Origin of the sequence: Frigidibacter oleivorans (genome assembly GCF_003993775.1) — a bacterium.
GTDB lineage: Bacteria > Pseudomonadota > Alphaproteobacteria > Rhodobacterales > Rhodobacteraceae > Frigidibacter > Frigidibacter oleivorans.
In genome coordinates this window covers 38,989-58,493 of the sequence record NZ_RJRZ01000015.1, presented here as the reverse complement: position 1 = coordinate 58,493, position 19,505 = coordinate 38,989, and the positions used below count along the sequence as shown (strand labels likewise).

Sequence of the window (19,505 nt, the reverse complement as noted above, 5' to 3'; positions counted from 1 at the left end):
GCAGCTTCGGGCGCGGGTCAGGCCGCCGCCTCGGACTGGTTCACCGACTTCGGCAGGCGGATGATGAACTCGCTGCCCTCCTCGTCGGACCGCAGCAGTTCCAGCCGGCCGCCATGCCCGCGCACCAGTTCGGCCGAGATCGCGAGCCCGAGCCCGGTGCCGCCCTTGCGGATGCCGCCCTGGAACGGCTGGAACAGGTGCTGGCGGGCGCGCTCGGGCAGGCCGGGGCCGGTATCGCCCACGCGGATCCACCATTGCCCGTCATCCTCGCCCGCGCCGACCTCGACGGTGCCGGCACGCTTGGTCGCCTCGATCGCCTGCCGGGCATTGCGCACGAGGTTCAGCAGAACCCGATGCAGCTGTTCCGCATCGGCGCGGATGGCGAGGTTCGGCGGCACGTCGGTGACGAACTCGATCTGCCCCGCCTCGGCCGAGGGACGCTCGCCTTCCAGCACCTCGGTCACCAGCCCCGCCAGCATGAAGCGCGCCAGCCGCGGCGGCGGCTCTTCGGCGCGGCCGAAGGTCAGCGTGCTTTCGCACAGGTTGACCGCCCGGCTGATCGAGCCGACCAGCTTCGGCGCCGCCCGCTTCACCGCCGGATCCTCCGACGCCTCCATCCGGTCGGCAAAGATCTGCGCCGTAGTCAGGATGTTGCGCAGGTCGTGGCTGATCTTGGCGACGGCACCGCCCAGCTGGGCCAGCCGCTCCTTCTGCCGCAAGGCGCCGGTCAGCTGCGTCTGCAGGCTTTGCAGGGCGTCCTCGGCCTCGCGCAGTTCGGCGATGCGGGCGGTGGGTTCGATCACCCGCCGCGCATCCTCGGGCGCCTCGGCGTAAGAGGTCATATGCGTGACCACCCGCCGGATCGGCACCACCAGCAGCCGCCGCACCGCGAAGAACAGAAGGATCGCCGTCAGCACCGAGATCACCGCCGACATGCCGAGGATCCGCAGCCCGTAGGCCAGCATCTCCTTGCGCATCGGGCCCGTCTCCATCGTGACCTCGATCTGCGACCCGCCCTCGCGCACCGGCTCGCCGATGACGCGGATGATCCGGTTCTCGGGGATCACCAGATCGACCAGCGCGTCGCGGATCAGCGTGAACCCCTGTGCCTCGCGCAGGTCATAGCTGGCCGAGATCGCGCCCGGGATCGGCGAGGACAGCACCAGTTGCCGCATCTCGTCCCGGCGCAGGACGACGTTGAAGACGCCCGCGTTTTCCAGAAGCTCGCGTTCCAGATCCTCGGAGATCACGTCATCAGAAGCCAGGAGCGACAGCGAGGCGATCTGCGCCCGTTCCAGCCGCAGTTCCAGATAATCCACCCGGAACCGCGCCACCGAGGGCACGAAGATCATCACCTCCGCCAAAAGGACGACGGCGGTGGTCAGCAACAGGAAGCGGCCTGAAAGCGTGTTCAGGAAAGTCGCGCGCTGCATGCTCGCCTCTCGGCCTCGCGGTTTGCCGGATGGCGACCCGCCGGTCTGGCGACCCGCCGATCGGCCGCCCCGGCCTGTGTCGTTATGGTAACGGTTTTTCCGATCAAATAAGCGTTCCCGCGAATGTTTGAAAGCGGCAAGCCGAAATTCCCGAATCGCCGTGCCGGATTCCGCCGCAACTTCCGCGCGTTGCGCCCGGGACGGCGGCCATTGCGGCAGGGCGCGGCGGGCGACATTTTCTGCCCCGCGGTCGTTGACTTGCGCGGCGACTGCCCTTAGAGGACGGGCTTCGAATGCTGCGGCGCTCGAATCCTTGCCGGGTTCGCGCCGTCGGAAGATGGAGCAGAACGATGAGCAAACGCACTTTCCAGCCGTCGAACCTGGTTCGCAAGCGCCGGCACGGCTTCCGTGCGCGGATGGCGACGAAGGGCGGCCGCAAGGTCCTGAACGCGCGCCGCGCCCGTGGCCGCAAGGTGCTGTGCGCCTGATCGCCGTCGGCGCGCGGGCCTGAGCGCCCGCCGCGATGCCTGACGCGACCATGCCGCCGGACGCGCCCCCGCCCGATCCCGTCGATCGCGCGAGGCCGCCTCCGGCGGTTTCCGTTTGCGCGCGGGGCGAGGGACGGGGTGACGCAGGCCCGGATGACTTAGGGCCGGGTGACGCAAGGCCGGGTGAAGCAGGGCTGCCGATGATCGTGACGCTGACCCAGAGGGCGGACTTCCTGCGCGCGGCCCAGGCCCGGCGGCAGGGCGCGCCGGGGTTCCTGCTGCAGGCCCGCCAGCGGCGCGAGGGCGAGCCCGCCCCCGCCACATCCGTGCGCGTCGGCTTCACCTGTTCCCGGAAGATCGGCAACGCCGTCGCCCGCAACCGGGCCAAGCGGCGGTTGCGCGAAGTGGCCCGTGCGGTGCTGCCGGGCGGCGCGCGGCCAGGCTGGGACTATGTGCTGGTGGGACGGCCCGGCGCCACCATCGACCGGCCCTTCGCCGACCTCCTGTCGGACCTGACGCGCGCGCTGGCGCAGGTCCACGCCCAGCGGTCCGACAAGGGCGGCCCCACGCCCGAGCACCCCGCACCGGCGGGCGACGGCCAGCGCCGCCGCGGCAAGGGTCCGCGATGACCCCGCTCGCCGCGCTGATCGCCCTGCCCGTCCGCGGCTACCGGCTGCTGCTCAGCCCCTGGCTGGGGCGATCCTGCCGGTTCCAGCCCACCTGTTCGGAATACGCTCTGGACGCGCTGCGCGAACATGGCGGCATCCGCGGCACCGCGCTGGCCGCGGGCCGGATCTGCCGCTGTCATCCTTGGGGCGGATCGGGCTATGATCCGGTGCCGCCCCGCCGTTCCCCGCCCCGGCATCCCCCGCCACCCGCCCCCGCACCCGATCCCGCGCGCAAGGACGTCTGACATGCTGGACGAAGCCGACGACATCCACCCGCTGTTCCACGGCGCCCCGAAATCGACCGAGTTCAAGAAGCTGCGCAAGCGGATCGTGCAGAACGTGCGCGAGGCGGTCGAGACCTATGGCATGGTGGAACGCGGCGGCAAATGGCTGGTCTGCCTGTCCGGCGGCAAGGACAGCTACACCCTGCTGGCCGTTCTGCACGAATTGCAGTGGCGCGGGCTGCTGCCGGTGGACCTGCTGGCCTGCAACCTCGACCAGGGCCAGCCCGGCTTTCCGGCGACGGTGCTGCCCGAGTTCCTGACGAGGATGGGCGTGCCCCACCGTATCGAGTATCAGGACACCTATTCCATCGTCGTGGACAAGGTGCCGGCCAACCGCACCTATTGCGCGCTGTGCTCACGGCTCCGGCGCGGCAACCTCTATCGCATCGCGCGCGAGGAGGGCTGCACCGCCGTGGTGCTGGGCCATCACCGCGACGACATCCTCGAGACGTTCTTCATGAACCTCTTCCATGGCGGGCGGCTGGCGACGATGCCGCCGAAGCTGGTGAACGAGGACGGGGATCTGTTCCTGTATCGTCCGCTCGCCTTCGTGGCCGAGGCGGATTGCGAGAAATTCGCCCGGGCGATGAACTATCCGATCATCCCCTGCGACCTGTGCGGCAGTCAGGACGGGCTGCAGCGCCAGCAGGTCAAGCAGATCCTCGACGGGTGGGAGGCGCGGACCCCCGGCCGGCGGCAGGTGATGTTCCGCGCCCTGATGAACGCCCGGCCCTCGCATCTGTGCGACCCGGCGCTGTTCGACTTCGCGGGGCTGATGCTGGGTGGTGCGGCGGAGGCCGAGGCCCCGCCCCGGCTGCGCCCGGCCGCCGACTGATCGCACCCATCGCGGTTAACCCGGTGCTGACGCTTCGTCCCTAACCTGCCGCTGCCGGGACCGACCGGCGCAGCGGGGGACGGCTCATGATCAACTGGCAGGCCAGCCGGCGGCGGCTGCGGGCGGCGGTCCGGCGGCCCGAGGTTTTCGTCTTCGCACCCGCGCTGCTGCTGGCGGGCTGGTGGTTCGGCGCGGGCGGCGCGGCGCTGGTGGGCGCGATCACGGCGGTGGCGCTGACCGCGCCCGGTGCCGCGCCAGGCGATGCGTTCGGCGACGCTGGCCCGGATGCGGACGCCGCGGGAAGGGCCGCCGCCGAATGCCTGCTGGACAAGGCGCTTGCCGCCGCGTCGCGCGACGGGCTTGGCACCGCCTGCCTCGCGCTCGCCCTGGACGGGGCAGAGGCGCTGGCCCGCCGTCACGGCGCCGCGGCGCGCGACCGCATCCTTGCCGCCGTGTCGGACCGGCTGGGGGCGGCGCTGCGCGGCGGCGACGGGGTGATCCGGCTCGACGGTCCCCGCCTTGCCGTCTGCCTTGCTCCGGTGCGGCAGGCCGACCTCGAAAGCCTGATCCAGATCGCCGCGCGCCTGCAGACCGCGGCCGAACTGCCCCTGGCACTGGACGGGCTGACCCTGCATCCGACCCTGTCCGTCGGCTTCTGCCTGGCCGGGCGCGCCCCCGACCGAACCGGCGCCGGCCTGCTGGCCGCGGCCTGCCGGGCGCTCGAGGCGGCACGGCAGGCCGGGCCGGGGGCGATCCGCGCCTATGGGCCGGAACTGGGGCTGCCGGCCCGCGCCCGCCGCGACGACCCCGCCGGCCCCGCCCCCGACGAGATCGCCCGCGCCTTCGAGGCCGGGCAGATCCGCGCGCATTTCCAGCCCCAGCTGTGCACCGATACCGGCGCCGTCTCGGGAATGGAGGCCCTGGCGCGATGGGATCATCCGGGCCGCGGCCTCGTCTCGCCCGCGGCCTTCCTGCCGGCGCTGCAGGCGGGCGGCCTGTCCGGCCGCCTGTGCGACACGATGCTCGCACAGGCGCTTGCCGCGATCCGGGCCTGGGACCGGGCGGGGCTGGCGGTGCCGCGCGTCGCGGTGAACTTCTGCCACGAGGATCTGCGCGACGCGCGCCTGCCCGACCGCATCCGTTGGGAACTGGACCGATTCGACCTCGCCCCGCAGCGCCTGACGGTGGAGATTCTCGAAACCGTCGTCGCCGATGCGGGGCAAGAGGTGGTGGCGCGCAACGTCGCGCTGCTGGCCGGCATGGGCTGCGGCATCGACCTCGACGATTTCGGCACCGGCCAGTCCTCGATCGCGCATATCCGGCGCTTCGCGGTGAACCGGCTGAAGATCGACCGCAGCTTCGTCGCCCGGGTGGACAGCGATCCGGCGCAGCGGCGCATGGTCGCGGCGATCCTGTCGCTGGCCGAACGGCTGGAACTGGACTGCGTGGGCGAAGGGGTCGAGACGGCGGGCGAACACACGGTGCTGGCACAGCTGGGCTGCGCCCATGTCCAGGGCTATGCCATCGCCCGGCCGATGCCGGCCGAGGCGGCGACGGCCTGGCTGGGGCGTGCACGAAACCGCCCGGACTCAGCCGCTGCGCATCCTGCCCCGCCAGGGCTAGGGCGCGCGGCGGCGCCCGCCGATCAACTCTTGCCGACCGTCCGGCCCCGCCCGGACCGCGCGGGTGAAACCGCTTGACCTTTGACGCCCCCTTCTGTTGAACCTCCCCGAACCTTGGCAGGACAGGTGGCGTCCCTTCGATGGACAATCAGAACAAGAATCTCATCCTCGCGACCGTGCTCTCCTTCGTGGTGATCCTGGTCTGGTACACGGTCTTCGCGCCGCCGCAGCCGACCGTGGACCCGAACGCGCCGGCCGTCGCCACCGCCCCGGCCGAAGGGGGCACCCCGCCTGCCGTGCCCGCCGATGCCCCGGCCGTCGCCGATGCCGCCACGAGCCCTGCCGCCGTCGAGGTCGCCGCCGCCCCGCGCATCGCCATCGACACGCCCCGCCTGACCGGCTCGCTGTCGCTGGCCGGCGGCCGCATCGACGACCTGTCGCTGAAGGACTACAAGGAAACGCTGGATCCGGCCTCCGGCCTCGTGCGCCTGCTGACCCCGGTGGGCGAGGCCGCGCTCGGCGCGCCGCAGCCCTATTACGCCGTCTATGGCTGGGCGCCGGCCGGCGGCCTGCCCGCCGAGGCGGTGCCGGATGCCCGCACCGTCTGGACCCAGGAAAGCGGCACCACGCTCGCCCCCGGCCAGCCGGTCACGCTGGCCTGGGACAATGGCGCGGGCCTGATCTTCCGCCGCACCATCTCGGTCGACGAGGATTACCTCTTCACCATCGGCCAGACCGTGGAAAACACCACCGGCGCCGCCGTCCGCCTTGCCCCCTATGGCATCATCGCCCGCCATGGCGAGCCGCAGACGCAGGGCATCTGGGTGCTGCACGAGGGCGTCGTCCGCATGGCCGACGGCGCGCTGCAGGAAATCGACTACGACGACATGCCGGAACTGGAACAGTCCGCGCGCGAAGGCGGGGCCGTCGAGGTCACCGATGTCGCCGAGAACGGCTGGATCGGCTTCACCGACAAATACTGGATGACCGCGCTGGCGCCGAAGCCGGGCGAAAGCTTCACCGCCGTCGTCAAGCATGTCCCGAACTCCGCCGTCTACCAGACCGAGACCCGGATGCCGGTGGTCGAGGTCGCGCCGGGCGCGACCGCGGGGGTGGAAACCATGCTCTTCGCCGGCGCGAAGGAATGGGAGGCGATCCGCCACTACCAGAACGATGTCGGCATCGACCGCTTCGTCGACTCCATCGACTGGGGCTGGTTCTTCTTCCTGACCAAGCCGATCTTCATCCTGCTGCACTGGCTGCATGGCGTGATCGGCAACATGGGCTGGGCGATCATCGCGCTGACGCTGATCATCAAGGCCATCGTCTTCCCGCTGGCGCGCAAATCCTACATCTCGATGGCGAAGATGAAGGAACTTCAGCCCGAGATGGAGAAGCTGAAGGAAAAGACCGGCGACGACCGCGCCAAGTTCCAGCAGGAGATGATGGCGCTCTACAAGCGCGAGAAGGTGAACCCGGCTTCGGGCTGCCTGCCGGTGCTGCTGCAGATCCCGATCTTCTTCTCGCTCTACAAGGTGATCTTCGTCACGCTGGAACTGCGCCATGCGCCGTGGTTCGGCTGGATCCGCGACCTGTCGGCGCCGGACCCGTCCTCGATCCTCAACCTGTTCGGGCTGCTGCCCTATGCCACGCCGGAACCGGGCTCGCTGTTCTTCATCTTCTCGCTCGGCATCCTGCCGATCTGCCTCGGCGTCTCGATGTGGTTCCAGCAGAAGCTGAACCCCGCGCCCGCCGACCCGGCACAGCAGATGATCTTCGCCTGGATGCCCTGGATCTTCATGTTCATGCTGGGGGGCTTCGCCTCGGGCCTCGTGCTCTACTGGATCGCGAACAACACCATCACCTTCATCCAGCAATACCTGATCATGACCATGCACGGGCACCGGCCCGACCTCTTCGGCAACATCCGGGCCGGGTTCAAACGCAAGAAGGCCGAACCCGCCGCCCCGGCGAAGAAATGACCGGCCCCGCATGACTGCCACGGTCGCGCATCTGGTCCGCCACCCGATCAAGGCCCACGGACGCGAGGATCTCGCGTCCGTTCGGCTTTCGGAAGGGGCGGCCCTGCCCTGGGACCGGCACTGGGCCGTCGCCCATGCCGGGTCGAAATTCGATCCGGCCCACCCGGCCTGGACGCCGTGCGGCCAGTTCCAGCGCGCCGCCCGCACCCGGACGCTGATGGCGATTGCAGCGCGGTGGGACGAGGCGGCGGGCGAGATGCGGCTGACCCACCCGGACCTGCCGCCCCTGACCTTCCGCCCCGGGACCGAGGGCGTGCGGCTGATCGACTGGCTGGCCCCGATCAGCCCGCAGGACGGCCCGTTCCGCCCGGTGGCGCTGGTCTCTGCCCCGGGGCAGGCGATGACCGACAGCGACTTCCCCTCGATCTCGATCAAGAACCTCGCCTCGAACGCGGCGCTTGCCGCACATCTGGGGCAGGACCTGTCGATCCACCGCTGGCGCGGCAACATCTGGCTGGACGGGCTGGCCCCTTGGGAAGAACGCGCCTGGATCGGCCGCACGCTGCGAATCGGCGGCGCGCGGCTGCGGATCGAGGAACCCATCGGCCGCTGCAAGGCCACCACCGGCAATCCCGAAACGGGCGAGTCCGATGCCGATACGCTGGGGGCGCTGGATGACCTGCTGGGCGTGCAGGAATTCGGGGTCTATGCCACGGTGATCGCGGCGGGCGAGGTCGCACAGGGCGACCGGGCGGTGCTGGAATGACCCTGCCCTTCCCCCTGGCCCCCGATCCCGAAGACGCGGCGCGCGAGGCGGGGCGGCTGCTGTTCGCGGGCCCCGTCGATTTCGTGAAGGGCGTCGTGGCGATGGACGGCCTGCCCCCGCCCGATCGGCTGGAGGTCTGTTTCGCCGGACGGTCGAATGTCGGCAAGTCCAGCCTGATCAACGCCCTGACCGGGCGCAAGAACCTCGCCCGCGCCTCGAACACCCCGGGCCGGACGCAGGAGATCAACTATTTCGCGCTCGGCGACAGCCGCTATCTGGTCGACCTGCCCGGCTATGGCTTTGCCGAGGCGCCGGTGGCGGTGGTCGAGAAATGGCAGCGGCTGCTGAAATCCTACCTCGCCGGCCGCCAGACCCTGCGCCGGGCCTTCGTGCTGATCGACACCCGCCACGGGGTGAAGGCGGTGGACGAGGAAATCCTCGCCCTGCTCGACCGGTCCGCCGTCACCTTTCAGGTGGTGATGACCAAGGCCGACAAGGTGTCGGAGAAAGAGCGCGCCCGGGTCCTGGACCAGGTGCGGGGCGCGCTGTCGAAACATCCCGCCGCCTATCCCGAAATGGTGCTGACCAGTTCCGAAAAGGGCATGGGGATCGAAAACTTGCGCGCCATCGTCGCTACGCTGGAATAGCCGGGCTGGAATAGCCGGCGCGGGGACGCGGGTCAGACGTGCTGGCCCGCGTTCACCTGCACCTCGGTCCCGGTGACATAACTCGAGGCCGGGTTGCACAGAAACCAGATCACGTCCGCCACCTCGCGCGGCTGCCCCAGACGGCGCAGGGGCAGCGTCTCGACGATCTTCTCGGTGCCGGGCGACAGGATCGAGGTCTCGATCTCGCCGGGTGCGATGGCGTTGACGCGCACCCCGAGCGGGCCGAAGTCATGCGCCATCTCGCGCGTCAGCGCCGCCAGCGCCGCCTTCGACGTGGCATAGGCCGCGCCCGCGAAAGGATGCACCCGGCTGCCGGCGATCGAGGTCACGTTGACCACCGCGCCCTGCGCCGCCGACAGTTCCTCGATCAGGCCGCGCGCCAGCACGATGGGGGCGAAGAAGTTGACGTGGAAGACGTGGCCCCAGGTCATCAGGTCGGTGGACAGCGTCGACAGCCGTTCGCCCTTCGGCCCCTTGGGCGAGATGCCGGCATTGTTGACCAGCGCGTGCAGCCGCCCGCCGTCCAGCCGTTCGCGGATCAGCTCGATGGCGTTGATCGTGTCGGCCGGGTCGGCAAGGTCGATCTGGATGTGATCGTCGCGCCCGCCGCCCCAGGGGCATTGTTCGGGAAAGGGCTGGCGCGAGCAGGTGATCACCCGCCAGCCTTCGCGCGCAAACCGCTTGACCGTGGCATGGCCGATCCCCCGGCTGGCCCCGGTCAGCAGCATCACCTTCGCTTCGTCATCCGCCATCGCCGACCCCGGTTTCCATCCGACCGGAGCCTAGAGGTTTTCCGCGCCTGCGCAACGGCCCGCCGCGTCGGTCGCGCCTTCGGTCCCCCGGGCTTGGCAGCGGGGGGCGAAGCGTCTAACACTCGGGCCGACCTTGCGGAGCCCCCGATGAGAAAGCAGCCCATGGACCGTGACTGGATCGCCACCGCCCGGACGCTGTCCGAGGCGCTTCCCTATCTGCAGCGCTATGCCGGCGCGGTGGTCGTCGTGAAGTTCGGCGGCAATGCGATGGGCGACGACGCGGCGATGGCGGAATTCGCCCGTGACATCGTGCTGATGCAGCAGGTGGGGCTGAACCCGGTCGTCGTGCATGGCGGCGGCCCGATGATCAACGACCTGCTGGGCAAGCTCGGCATCGAAAGCCGTTTCGTCCGCGGCAAGCGCGTCACCGACAAGGCCACGGTCGAGGTGGTCGAGATGGTGCTGGCCGGGCTGGTCAACAAGCGCATCGTGCAAGCAATCATGGACGAGGGTGGCCGCGCCGTCGGCATTTCCGGCAAGGACGACGACCTGATGGTCTGCGAGGCGGACGACCCGGAACTGGGCTTCGTCGGCCGGCCGATCGAGATGAACGTGCAGGTGCTGCGCGACCTCTACGGGGCGGGGATCATCCCCGTCGTGGCGCCGGTGGCGACGGGCATGGCCGATAACGAGACCTTCAACGTCAACGGCGACACCGCGGCGGGCGCCATCGCCGGCGCGCTGCAGGCGGACCGGCTGCTGCTGCTGACCGACGTGGCGGGGGTGAAGAACAAGGCGGGCGAGGTGCTGACCCAGCTGACGCCCGAGGATGTGCGCGCGCTGATCGCCGACGGCACCATCGCCGGCGGCATGATCCCCAAGACCGAAACCGCGCTGAAGGCGCTGGAGGAAGGCGTGCGCGCCGTCACCATCGTCGACGGGCGGGTGCCGAATGCCTGCCTGCTGGAACTGTTCACCGAACACGGCGCCGGCAGCCAGATCCGGTCCACCGAACCGCGGGTGAAGCCCCGGCGGAAATGACCGCGACCCTTGCCGCCATCGAGGCCGCCGCGGCGGCCGAGAGGCTGGCGATCTCCGGCGGCTTTCATCCGGGGCCCGGGGACGGCCTGCCGGAGGCGACCGGCACGCTGCTGCTGCTGTCGCCGGCCGAACCGGGGTTCTGGGCGCATCTGACGGCGCAACCCGAATGGCTGGACGGCCGCCCCGACCCCGTCGACCGCTGGTCGCGTCGGACGTTGGGACGGCTGGCCTGCCGGTTCGGCGGCAAGGCGCATTTCCCCTTCGGCGGGCCCCCGTGGAAACCCTTCTTTGCCTGGGCGCTGCGCTCGGGCCGGGCCTGGCCCTCGCCCGTGGCGCTGTTGGTCCATGACCGCATGGGGCTCTTCGCCTCCTATCGCGGGGCCATCGCGCTGAAGGACCGGCTGGACCTGCCGGCCCCGCCCGCCGCCCCGCCCTGCGCCAGCTGTGCCGGGCAGCCCTGCCTGTCGGCCTGCCCGGCGGGCGCGCTCGGCGCCGGAGGCTATGACCTGCCGCGCTGCCACGCATTTCTCGACAGCCCGGCAGGTGCCGATTGCCTGTCCGGCGGCTGCCATGTTCGCCGCGCTTGCCCCGTCAGCCACGCGCATGGCAGGTTGCCAGAACAGTCCGCCTATCACATGAGCCGGTTCCACACCAAATGACCCGCCTGATCCTGATCCGCCACGCCAAGTCCTCCTGGGACGATCCCGAAGCCGCCGACCACGACCGCAGGCTGAACGCGCGGGGGCGGCGGTCGGCCGAGGCGCTTGGCCACTGGCTGCGCAGCCGGGGCTACCTGCCGGATCAGGTGCTGTGTTCCAGCGCCACCCGCACCCGCGAAACGCTGGAGATGCTGGGCCTGGGCGAGGTGCCGACACAGTTCGTACCGGCGCTCTATCATGCCGAAGCGCAGGCGATGCTGGCGGAACTGCGCAAGGCCACGGGGCAGACGGTGATGATGCTGGGCCATAACCCGGGCATCGCGGAATTCGCCGCGCGCCTGCTGGCGGCCCCGCCCCGCCATGCCGAATTCGCCCATTACCCGACGGGTGCGACGCTGGTGGCCGATTTCGGCGGCGAGGGCTGGGCCTCGGCCGACTGGGGCACGGGCGCCGCGCTCGACTTCGTGGTGCCGCGCGAACTGGTCGCCTGACGCCCGGATCGCCGGCGCGGCTTCTGGTCGGCGGAACTATCCTCGGGGCGGGTCGCGGGAGGGGCAGACAGCCCCTTCCGCGCGGGGTTGCGGGGGCGGCGGCGCCCCCGCGCTCCGATCCCGGCCCTCAGTGCCCGAGGATCTGGCTGAGGAACAGCTTCGTCCGTTCGCTCTGCGGGTTGTTGAAGAAGGCATAGGGCTCGTTCTGTTCGACGATCTGGCCCTGATCCATGAAGATCACCCGGTTCGCCACCGCCTGGGCAAAGCCCATCTCGTGGGTGACGCAGAGCATGGTCATGCCCTCTTCGGCCAGCTCGATCATCGTGTCGAGCACTTCCTTGATCATCTCGGGGTCCAGCGCCGAGGTCGGTTCGTCGAACAGCATGATCCGCGGCCGCATGCACAGCGACCGGGCGATGGCCACCCGCTGCTGCTGGCCGCCGGACAGCTGGCCCGGATACTTGTGCGCCTGTTCCGGGATCTTGACCTTGTGCAGGAAATGCATGGCCGTGTCCTCGGCTTCCTTCTTCGGCACCTTGCGCACCCATATCGGCGCCAGCGTGCAGTTCTCGAGGATGGTCAGATGCGGGAACAGGTTGAAGTGCTGGAACACCATCCCGACCTCGGACCGGACCTTGTCGATGTTCTTCAGGTCGCTGGTCAGTTCGGTGCCGTCCACCACGATCCGGCCCGACTGATGTTCCTCCAGCCGGTTGATGCAGCGGATCAGCGTCGATTTCCCCGACCCGGAGGGGCCGGCGATGACGATGCGTTCGCCCTTGTTCACGGTCAGGTTGATGTCGCGCAGCACGTGGAACTGGCCGTACCACTTGTTCATCTGCGTGATCTGCACCGCGACCTCGTCCGAGACCTGCATGTGGCTGCGGTCGATCGCGCGTTCGATGGTTTCCATGCGGGGTTCCTCAGCGGTGATCGCGCTTCAGCCGGCGCTCGAGATGCATCGAGTAGCGCGACATGGCGAAGTTGAAGACGAAGAAGATGGCGCCGACGAAGATGAAGGGTTCCCAGTAGATCCCCTTCCACTCGATCGCGGCGCGGACGGCGTCGGTGATGCCCTTCAGCGGGTCGAGCAGACCCACGAAGATCACCAGCGTGGTGTCCTTGAACAGGCCGATGAAGGTGGACACGATGCCGGGGATCGAGATCTTCAGCGCCTGCGGCAGGATGATCAGCCGCATCGACTTGAAGTAGTCGAGGCCGAGCGCATCGGCCGCCTCGTACTGGCCGCGCGGCAGCGCCGCCAGCCCGCCGCGGATGACCTCGGCGATATAGGCGGCGGCGAACAGCGTCACCATGATGATGACGCGCAGGATGATGTCGAAATTCGTGCCCGGCGGCAGGAAATAGTTCAGCAGCAGCGAGGCGGTGAACAGCAGCGTGATCAGCGGCACGCCGCGGATGAACTCGATGAAGCCCACCGACAGCGCCTTGACCAGGAACATGTCCGACCGCCGGCCGAGCGCCAGCACGATGCCGAGCGGCAGCGACAGCGCGATCGCGGCGACCCCGATGGTGATCGACAGCACGAAGCCGCCGAAGGCGTTGGACCGCACCGGTTCCATCGCCAGCGGGATCATCGACTGCAGCCCGCGTTCCACCGGCCCGGCCAGGAACAGCCACCACAGCACCGCGGCCAGAACGGCCACGATGGGCGCCAGCAGCGACTGGCCCGCCCGGCGCAGCAGCAGGAAGGCCGCGATGCCCGCGCCGAAGCCCAGATAGGCCGAGATCGGGAACCAGACCGACCCGCCCCAAAGCAGCAGATAGGCCAGCCCCGGATAGGCGAGGGACAGGATCAGCAGCTGCCGCGGCGCGCTGCCGAACAGCACCGGCGCCAGCGCCGCGAACAGCAGCAGCAGCGCCAGGATCGGCCGCCAGTAAAGGTGGCTGGGATAGAAGCCGAACAGGAACTGGTTCCAGCGTTCGCGGATCACCGCCCAGCAGGCGCCGCTCGCCTCGTCGCCCCAGCGGTTGGCGATGATCTCGCGGCACTCGGCCAGCGAGTTGGCGTTCCAGACCCCGTGCAGGAACCAGGGCAGCAGATGCGTCCCCAGCCAGAAGATGGCCAGAAGGCCCAGCACGGTCAGCGCCCCGTTCACCCAGGTCGAGAACAGGTTTTCGCGCAGCCACCGGACGGCACCGGTCTGGCTGGCCGGCGGGGCGGCCTGCGGCAGCATCGTTTCCCGGACGAAGGCGACGGTTTCGGCGTGGGTATCGCTCATCTCAGCGCTCCTTCAGCCGGACGGAGTTGTTGTAGACGTTCATCACGCCCGAGATGACGAGGCTGATGATTAGGTAGATCAGCATCATCAGCAGCACCGCCTCCAGCTCGCGCCCCGTCTGGTTCAGGGTGATGCCCCCCAGCGTGCCGCGCAGGTCCATGTAGCCCACGGCGATGGCCAGCGACGAGTTCTTGGTGATGTTGAGGTATTGCGAGATCAGCGGCGGCACGATCACCCGCAGCGCCTGCGGCAGGATCACGAGGCTCATCGTCCGGCGCGGGCGCAGGCCCAGCGCATAGGCGGCCTCGGTCTGGCCGCGCGACACGGCGAGGATGCCGGCGCGCACCGCCTCGGCGATGAAGGCCGCGGTATAGAGCGTCAGCCCCAGCCACAGCGCCATCAGCGAGTTGGACACGAGGATGCCGCCCTGGAAGTTGAAGCCCGCCAGTTCCGGCAGCCCCAGATGGAAGCCCAGCGCCACCAGCAGCAGGACCGGCGGCAGCACGAGGATCAGCAGGCTTTTCCACCATGTCGTCGGGCGGCGCCCGGTCGCGTCCTGGATGCGGGCCGCCTGCCGCAGCAGCGCCCGGTTGGCCAGAACGGCGGCGACGATGACCGCGACCAGCGCGACCAGATCGAGGCTGACATCGAACAGCCCGAGGCTGACATTGCCCAGCGACCGGTCGAACAGCGGTTCGGGGATCGAGGTGCCGCGATTGGTGATGGCGATGCTGTCGAACAGCAGCATCGAGGCGGCGGGGGTTTCGCCCGCGGCCTCCATCTCGGGCGTCAGGCGAAAGTCGCGCGGCTGCGGCGTCACCTCGGTGAAGACGGCATAGGCGACGAGGATCCACAGCAGCACGGGGATGTTGCGGAACATCTCGACATAGACGGTCATCAGCCGCGCGATCAGCCAGTTCGGCGACAGGCGCAGCACGCCGACGAAGATGCCGATCACCGTCGCGGCGGCACAGGCCATCGCCGAAACCAGCAGCGTGTTCAGCAGGCCGACCAGCATGGCCCGCGCGTGGCTGCTGTCGTTGGTATAGGCGATCAGCCGCTGGTTGATGTCATAGCCTGCCCGGTTGGTCAGGAAGCCGAAGCTGAAATCCTTGCCCAGCGTCTGAAGGTTCTGGATGGTGTTGTCCACCAGCCAGGCAACCCCCGCCATGAACAGCAGCAGCACGACGACCTGGATGGTCAGCGCGCGATAGCGCGTGTCGTACAGCAACATGCTCAGCCGAAAGGAGTCCTTCGGCGGATCGGTGGCGATCGTCATTATATGTCATCCCCTGATCCCGGTCCCGCGCGGCCTTTGGCCTGATTGGCGGGCGTCAAGCGCCCTGCGGTCCGGTCACCCCGTTGGAAGCATCGGGGGCGCACCTCGCGGCGCGCCCCCGGGGCCGGTTCTTAGCGGAACGGCGGAGTGTAGAGCAGCCCGCCCTGGGTCCACTGCGCGTTCAGGCCGCGGGCGAGGCCGATCGGGGTCGATTCACCGATCGTCGCGGCGAAGATTTCGCCGTAGTTGCCGCCCGCCATGATGGCGCGCTTGGCCCATTCCTTGTCGAGCCGGATCATCGCGCCCAGATCGTCCTCGCCCGCGCCCAGCAGACGGGCGACTTCCGGGTTGTCGGTCGACTTCGAGCGTTCCTCGATATTGGCCGAGGTGATGCCGTATTCTTCCGCGGCGATCAGCGCGTTCAGCGTCCAGCGGACAACGTCGGCCCATTCGTCGTCGCCCTGACGGACCAGCGGCCCCAGCGGCTCTTTCGAGATGATCTCGGGCAGAATCACGAAATCATCGGGGTTGGCAAAGGCGGCGCGGGTGGCGGCGAGGCCCGAGGCGTCGGTGGTGTAGGCATCGCAGGCCCCCGCGAGGAACTGCTGTTCGCCCTCGGCATTGGTCTCGATCGGGACCGGCTGATAGCTCATGTTGTTGGTCTTGAAGTAGTCGGCGAGGTTCAGCTCGGTCGTGGTGCCGGTCTGGATGCAGATCGTGGCGCCGTCGAGTTCCTTGGCCGAGCTGACGCCCAGCGACTTGTTCACCATGAAGCCCTGGCCGTCATAGTAGTTGACGCCCACGAAGGTGAACTTCAGGTCGGCATCGCGCGAGAAGGTCCAGGTGGTGTTGCGCGACAGGATGTCGACCTCGCCCGAGGCCAGCGCGGTAAAGCGGGTTTGGCCGGTGGTGGGCACGTACTTCACCTTGTTGGCATCGCCCAGAACCGCCGCCGCGACGGCCTTGCAGATGGCCACGTCGAAGCCCGACCAGGCGCCGCTGGCATCCGGTGCGGCAAAGCCCACGAGGCCGGTGTTCACGCCGCAGTTCAGTTCGTCGCGCGCCTTGACGTCATCCAGCGTAGCCGCACCGGCAAGGCCCGCGGACAGGCCGGCAGCCGCCAGCGTGCCAAGAAATACGGTTCTGTTCATGCTTACCTCTTCCTGAGTTGCCGCCCGGACGGCGGTATTTCGCGCAGCCGCTGACCGGTTGCGTCTTGAGGGTGTCCTCAATGAGCGGAGTGTGGGCCGATTTTGATTGGCCAGTCAAGGCGAACGGGAGGGCATTTGCCCAGCCGCTTGGCACTTGCCCAGCCTTTGGGCAGGCCGCTTCAATGCCGCCAGATCCATGGTTTGCCACCGGCTCCGGGGCGGCGCGCGGGCGTTACTCCGCGCGGGCCAGCCGCAGCAGACGATGCGCCTGCAGGAAGTCCGCCCGCTTGCGCGCGGCCACCTCTGCCGCCTCTTCGTCGACACCCCATTCCGAGGCCTGATGATCCTCGTCGATTCGGGACAGGCGCCAGATGTCTTCCGGCGGGTGCAGGCCATCGGCTGCGGCGAGGCCCAGCACCAGCGAGCCGCTGAGCGCCACCAGATCGTGCATCGCCGTCAGTTCCATGTCGGTCAGCGCCGCCAGCCGCGCGGCCAGGGCCGCGAGGCTTTCGGGCGGCTGATCGACCGGCACGACGCCGGCCGTCACCCGCAGCGGCGCGCCCAGGTCGCGGGCAGCCCAGTCCAGCAGCGGATCCCATTCCGCCGCCTGCCGCGCCACCAGTGCCTCCGGCGCCTCGGCCCGATAGCACAGAAGGTCGCTGGCACCATAGGCCGCGATCATCCCCTCGATGCTGGCGCGGTTCTGCGCCACGGTATCGAGCGCGGAATTGGCGGCGCGGGTGACGGGCATTGCGCGGGGATCGACCGTATCGCCCTGCGCCTGCCATTCCGCCGCCACCGCCTCGGCCAGCGCCCGGGTCGGCAGGACCAGCGGGCGCTTGCCGGGGGTGCGCACGGGCCGCCCGTCGAGCGTGACGGCAAAGCCCCCGGCGGCCGGTTCCACCGCCGCCGCCGTCCAGAACCGCCGCGCCTTCCACTCGCTCATGCCGATGTCCTTACGGTCAGCGCGTCGATCCGGTCCAGCAGCCCGGCGAAATCCGCCACCACCGCCACGGCCCCCGCCGCGACCAGCGCGGGCGCGCTGTGATAGCCCCAGCCCACGCCGATTGCCGCCATGCCGGCCGCCTGCGCCATCTCCACATCATAGGTCGTGTCGCCGACCATCACCGCCTCGGCCGCGTCCACCCCCGCCTGTTCGAGCGCGGCGTGCAGCATCGCGGGATGCGGCTTCGACGGATGATCGTCCGCCACCTGCGTCGTCACGAACATCCGCGCCAGGTCATGCGCCGACAGGATATGCGTCAGCCCGCGCCGCGACTTGCCGGTGGCGATGCCCAGATCCAGCCCCGGCCGCGCCGACAGCGTGACCAGCGCCTCGCGCGCGCCGGGATAGAGCGGCGCCAGCCCGGCGACGCGCAGCCGCTGGAACGAGGCCTTGTAGGCGGCGACAATCGCGTCGCGCTCGGCCGGGGGCAGGTCCGGGGCCAGCACCGCCACCGCCTCGGGCAGCGACAGGCCCACGATCGACAGCACCCGGTCCAGCGGAGGCGGCGCGTGGCCCGCGCTGCGGAACCCCTCGGTCATCGCGGCATGGATGTGGTTCTGGCTGTCCACGAGCGTGCCGTCGACATCGAAGATGACAAGACGCAGGCTCACGTCGGCTCCTGGAACGGATCGGCGGGCACGTCGCGTTCGTTCCAGCCCAGCGTCTTCCACGTCCGCGCCATGTGATCGGGCAGCGGCGCGGTCAGGGTGATGCGCTTCTTCGTGATCGGGTGGTCGAAGCTGATCTGGCGGGCGTGCAGGTGCAGCTTGCGGCTGATCTCGCCGCCGAGGTTCGCGCCCCAGCCGTCGCCGAGGTTTTCCTGCCCGGACCCGCCATACTTGCCGTCGCCGGCGATCGGGTGACCGATCTCGGCCATATGCGCGCGCAGCTGATGCGTGCGCCCGGTGATCGGCACCAGCGCCACCCAGGCGGCGCGGGTGCCGAGCGCGTCGAGCACGGCATAATCGGTGGTCGCGCGCTTGGCGCCTTCGGTCTGGTCGACTTTCGACGGGTGAATGCAGATCATCCGCTCGTCGCCCGACCCGCCCCGGCCCGCCGCCTTGACGAGGCCGAAGCGGATGGTGCCCATCCGCGGGTTCGGCACCCCCGCCACCGCGGCCCAGTAGATCTTGCGCGTGGTCTTCAGCCGGAATGCCTCGGACAGGGCGCGGGCGACCCGGTCGGTGCGGGCCAAGAGCAGCACGCCCGACGTATCCTTGTCCAGCCGGTGCACCAGCTTCGGCCGGTCCTTGTAGCCGAACATCAGCGCGGGCGTCAGCCCGTCGACATGCCGCCCCCCCTGCCCCGATCCGCCCTGCGAGGGCAGGCCCGGCGGCTTGTTCAGCGCGATGATGTGTTCGTCCTTCCACAGCACCGCGGCCTGGATCATCTCGGCATCGGCGGCGGGGATCGCAGGGCGCCGCGTCTCGGGCGCGGCGGCGTCCTCGGTCGCCTCGGCGGGCTTCGCCTCGGGCAGCGGCGGCACGCGCACCTCCATCCCCGGCGCGACGCGGGTCGAGGCCTTGGCCCGCGCCCCGTCCACCCGGATCTGGCCGGTGCGGCACAGCTTTTCGATGGCGCCCTGCGTCACCTGCGGAAAGCGCCGCTTCATCCAGCGGTCGAGCCGCGCCTCGCCCTCGGCCTCGGTCACCTGCACCAGTTGCACGCCGCTCATGCCAGCACCGCCCGCGCCAGGACCAGCCCCGCCGCCAGCGCCGACAGCGACAGCAGGACCGAAGCCGCGACATAGGCCAGTGCCAGTTCCGGCTGGCCACGCTCCCACAGCGTCACCGTGTCGAGCGAGAAGGCCGAGAAGGTGGTGAAGCCGCCCAGAAGGCCGGTCATCGCGAAGGGCGCATAGCGGTTGCCCCAGCCCGCGAGGACAAGCACCAGAACCCCCATCAGGAACGAGCCCAGCACGTTCACCAGCAGCGTGGCCCAGGGGAATCCCGGCCCGATCAGGCGCAGCACCGCCACACCTGTCAGCCAGCGGGCCGAAGCGCCGAGCGCGCCGCCGAGGGCGACCTGAAAAAGCGTCTGGATCATCCCGTCTCACTGGATCGGAGGGGGCGGAAAGTCAACCGGCACGGGGGGGCTTCAGGGGGCTGCGCGCCGGGGGACCTGGCGCGCCCCGGCC

At 69.7% G+C, this 19,505-nt stretch carries 21 protein-coding genes; 11 read left to right on the top strand and 10 right to left on the bottom strand.

The window, feature by feature from the left end; genetic code table 11:
- Nucleotides 1–17 precede the first annotated feature (17 nt).
- Entirely contained in the window at nucleotides 18–1,433 is a 1,416-nt protein-coding gene (locus tag EEY80_RS15900; RefSeq protein WP_126978116.1) for a sensor histidine kinase, read from the bottom strand.
- Nucleotides 1,434–1,783: 350 nt separating this feature from the next.
- Here EEY80_RS15900 and rpmH point away from each other — a divergent pair, with 350 nt between their 5' ends.
- The 8 genes from rpmH (at nucleotide 1,784) to yihA (ending at nucleotide 8,725) form a co-directional block, all read left to right on the top strand.
- The gene (rpmH, locus tag EEY80_RS15895; protein ID WP_126978114.1) at nucleotides 1,784–1,921 is read left to right on the top strand and encodes a 50S ribosomal protein L34; all 138 of its coding nucleotides are present in this window, start codon (nucleotides 1,784–1,786) and stop codon (nucleotides 1,919–1,921) included.
- A 50-nt stretch (nucleotides 1,922–1,971) separates the two neighbouring features.
- Nucleotides 1,972–2,550, top strand: a complete 579-nt coding sequence (gene rnpA, locus EEY80_RS15890; RefSeq protein ID WP_407920740.1) for a ribonuclease P protein component — start codon at nucleotides 1,972–1,974, stop codon at nucleotides 2,548–2,550.
- The gene (gene yidD, locus EEY80_RS15885; protein ID WP_126978110.1) at nucleotides 2,547–2,834 is read left to right on the top strand and encodes a membrane protein insertion efficiency factor YidD; all 288 of its coding nucleotides are present in this window, start codon (nucleotides 2,547–2,549) and stop codon (nucleotides 2,832–2,834) included. Before rnpA ends, yidD begins: the two co-directional genes overlap by 4 nt.
- A 1-nt stretch (nucleotide 2,835) precedes the next feature.
- Nucleotides 2,836–3,708, top strand: a complete 873-nt coding sequence (ttcA, locus tag EEY80_RS15880) for a tRNA 2-thiocytidine(32) synthetase TtcA (RefSeq protein WP_126978108.1) — start codon at nucleotides 2,836–2,838, stop codon at nucleotides 3,706–3,708.
- 86 nt (nucleotides 3,709–3,794) lie between these two features.
- Nucleotides 3,795–5,408 (top strand): bifunctional diguanylate cyclase/phosphodiesterase, encoded by a 1,614-nt coding sequence (locus EEY80_RS15875; protein ID WP_126978106.1) that lies wholly within the window; start codon nucleotides 3,795–3,797, stop codon nucleotides 5,406–5,408.
- A 62-nt stretch (nucleotides 5,409–5,470) separates the two neighbouring features.
- Nucleotides 5,471–7,312, top strand: coding sequence for a membrane protein insertase YidC (gene yidC, locus EEY80_RS15870; protein WP_126978104.1), 1,842 nt, complete (start codon nucleotides 5,471–5,473; stop codon nucleotides 7,310–7,312).
- A 10-nt stretch (nucleotides 7,313–7,322) separates the two neighbouring features.
- Nucleotides 7,323–8,078 carry an MOSC domain-containing protein gene (locus tag EEY80_RS15865; protein ID WP_126978102.1) on the top strand — a complete coding sequence of 252 codons (756 nt, stop codon included), beginning with the start codon at nucleotides 7,323–7,325 and terminating at the stop codon, nucleotides 8,076–8,078.
- Nucleotides 8,075–8,725: a ribosome biogenesis GTP-binding protein YihA/YsxC gene (gene yihA / locus EEY80_RS15860; protein ID WP_126978100.1), complete on the top strand. Its 651-nt coding sequence runs from the start codon at nucleotides 8,075–8,077 to the stop codon at nucleotides 8,723–8,725. The genes EEY80_RS15865 and yihA overlap by 4 nt, the downstream gene beginning before the upstream one ends.
- Before the next feature lie 32 nt (nucleotides 8,726–8,757).
- Here yihA and EEY80_RS15855 read toward each other — a convergent pair whose 3' ends face one another.
- The gene (locus tag EEY80_RS15855; RefSeq protein WP_205749141.1) at nucleotides 8,758–9,498 is read right to left on the bottom strand and encodes an SDR family NAD(P)-dependent oxidoreductase; all 741 of its coding nucleotides are present in this window, start codon (nucleotides 9,496–9,498) and stop codon (nucleotides 8,758–8,760) included.
- 162 nt (nucleotides 9,499–9,660) lie between these two features.
- Between EEY80_RS15855 and argB the strand changes: the two genes are divergently transcribed.
- Genes argB through EEY80_RS15840 form a run of 3 tightly spaced genes read left to right on the top strand, consistent with a single transcriptional unit; the run spans nucleotide 9,661 to nucleotide 11,689 of the window.
- Complete coding sequence (argB, locus tag EEY80_RS15850; RefSeq protein ID WP_126978216.1) at nucleotides 9,661–10,539, top strand: acetylglutamate kinase; 879 nt, start codon at nucleotides 9,661–9,663, stop codon at nucleotides 10,537–10,539.
- A complete protein-coding gene (locus EEY80_RS15845) occupies nucleotides 10,536–11,198 on the top strand; it encodes a ferredoxin (RefSeq protein WP_126978098.1) in 663 nt (220 codons plus the stop codon). The genes argB and EEY80_RS15845 overlap by 4 nt, the downstream gene beginning before the upstream one ends.
- Entirely contained in the window at nucleotides 11,195–11,689 is a 495-nt protein-coding gene (locus tag EEY80_RS15840) for a SixA phosphatase family protein (protein ID WP_126978096.1), read from the top strand. The genes EEY80_RS15845 and EEY80_RS15840 overlap by 4 nt, the downstream gene beginning before the upstream one ends.
- 127 nt (nucleotides 11,690–11,816) lie before the next feature.
- Here EEY80_RS15840 and EEY80_RS15835 read toward each other — a convergent pair whose 3' ends face one another.
- From EEY80_RS15835 to crcB, 8 genes are all read right to left on the bottom strand, one after another.
- Entirely contained in the window at nucleotides 11,817–12,602 is a 786-nt protein-coding gene (locus tag EEY80_RS15835; RefSeq protein ID WP_126978094.1) for an amino acid ABC transporter ATP-binding protein, read from the bottom strand.
- A gap of 10 nt (nucleotides 12,603–12,612) precedes the next feature.
- On the bottom strand, nucleotides 12,613–13,932 hold the full coding sequence (locus EEY80_RS15830) for an amino acid ABC transporter permease (RefSeq protein WP_126978092.1): 1,320 nt from the start codon (nucleotides 13,930–13,932) through the stop codon (nucleotides 12,613–12,615).
- Between the two features lies 1 nt (nucleotide 13,933).
- Nucleotides 13,934–15,211 (bottom strand): amino acid ABC transporter permease, encoded by a 1,278-nt coding sequence (locus EEY80_RS15825; protein WP_126978090.1) that lies wholly within the window; start codon nucleotides 15,209–15,211, stop codon nucleotides 13,934–13,936.
- A 131-nt stretch (nucleotides 15,212–15,342) separates the two neighbouring features.
- Nucleotides 15,343–16,362, bottom strand: coding sequence for an amino acid ABC transporter substrate-binding protein (locus EEY80_RS15820; protein WP_126978088.1), 1,020 nt, complete (start codon nucleotides 16,360–16,362; stop codon nucleotides 15,343–15,345).
- 232 nt (nucleotides 16,363–16,594) lie between these two features.
- Nucleotides 16,595–17,308 (bottom strand): ATP12 family chaperone protein, encoded by a 714-nt coding sequence (locus EEY80_RS15815; RefSeq protein ID WP_126978086.1) that lies wholly within the window; start codon nucleotides 17,306–17,308, stop codon nucleotides 16,595–16,597.
- The gene (locus EEY80_RS15810) at nucleotides 17,305–17,979 is read right to left on the bottom strand and encodes an HAD-IA family hydrolase (RefSeq protein WP_328590533.1); all 675 of its coding nucleotides are present in this window, start codon (nucleotides 17,977–17,979) and stop codon (nucleotides 17,305–17,307) included. The genes EEY80_RS15815 and EEY80_RS15810 overlap by 4 nt, the downstream gene beginning before the upstream one ends.
- Nucleotides 17,976–19,043: an RluA family pseudouridine synthase gene (locus tag EEY80_RS15805; RefSeq protein WP_126978084.1), complete on the bottom strand. Its 1,068-nt coding sequence runs from the start codon at nucleotides 19,041–19,043 to the stop codon at nucleotides 17,976–17,978. The genes EEY80_RS15810 and EEY80_RS15805 overlap by 4 nt, the downstream gene beginning before the upstream one ends.
- Nucleotides 19,040–19,414 (bottom strand): fluoride efflux transporter CrcB, encoded by a 375-nt coding sequence (gene crcB / locus EEY80_RS15800; protein WP_126978082.1) that lies wholly within the window; start codon nucleotides 19,412–19,414, stop codon nucleotides 19,040–19,042. The genes EEY80_RS15805 and crcB overlap by 4 nt, the downstream gene beginning before the upstream one ends.
- Between the last annotated feature and the right edge of the window lie 91 nt (nucleotides 19,415–19,505).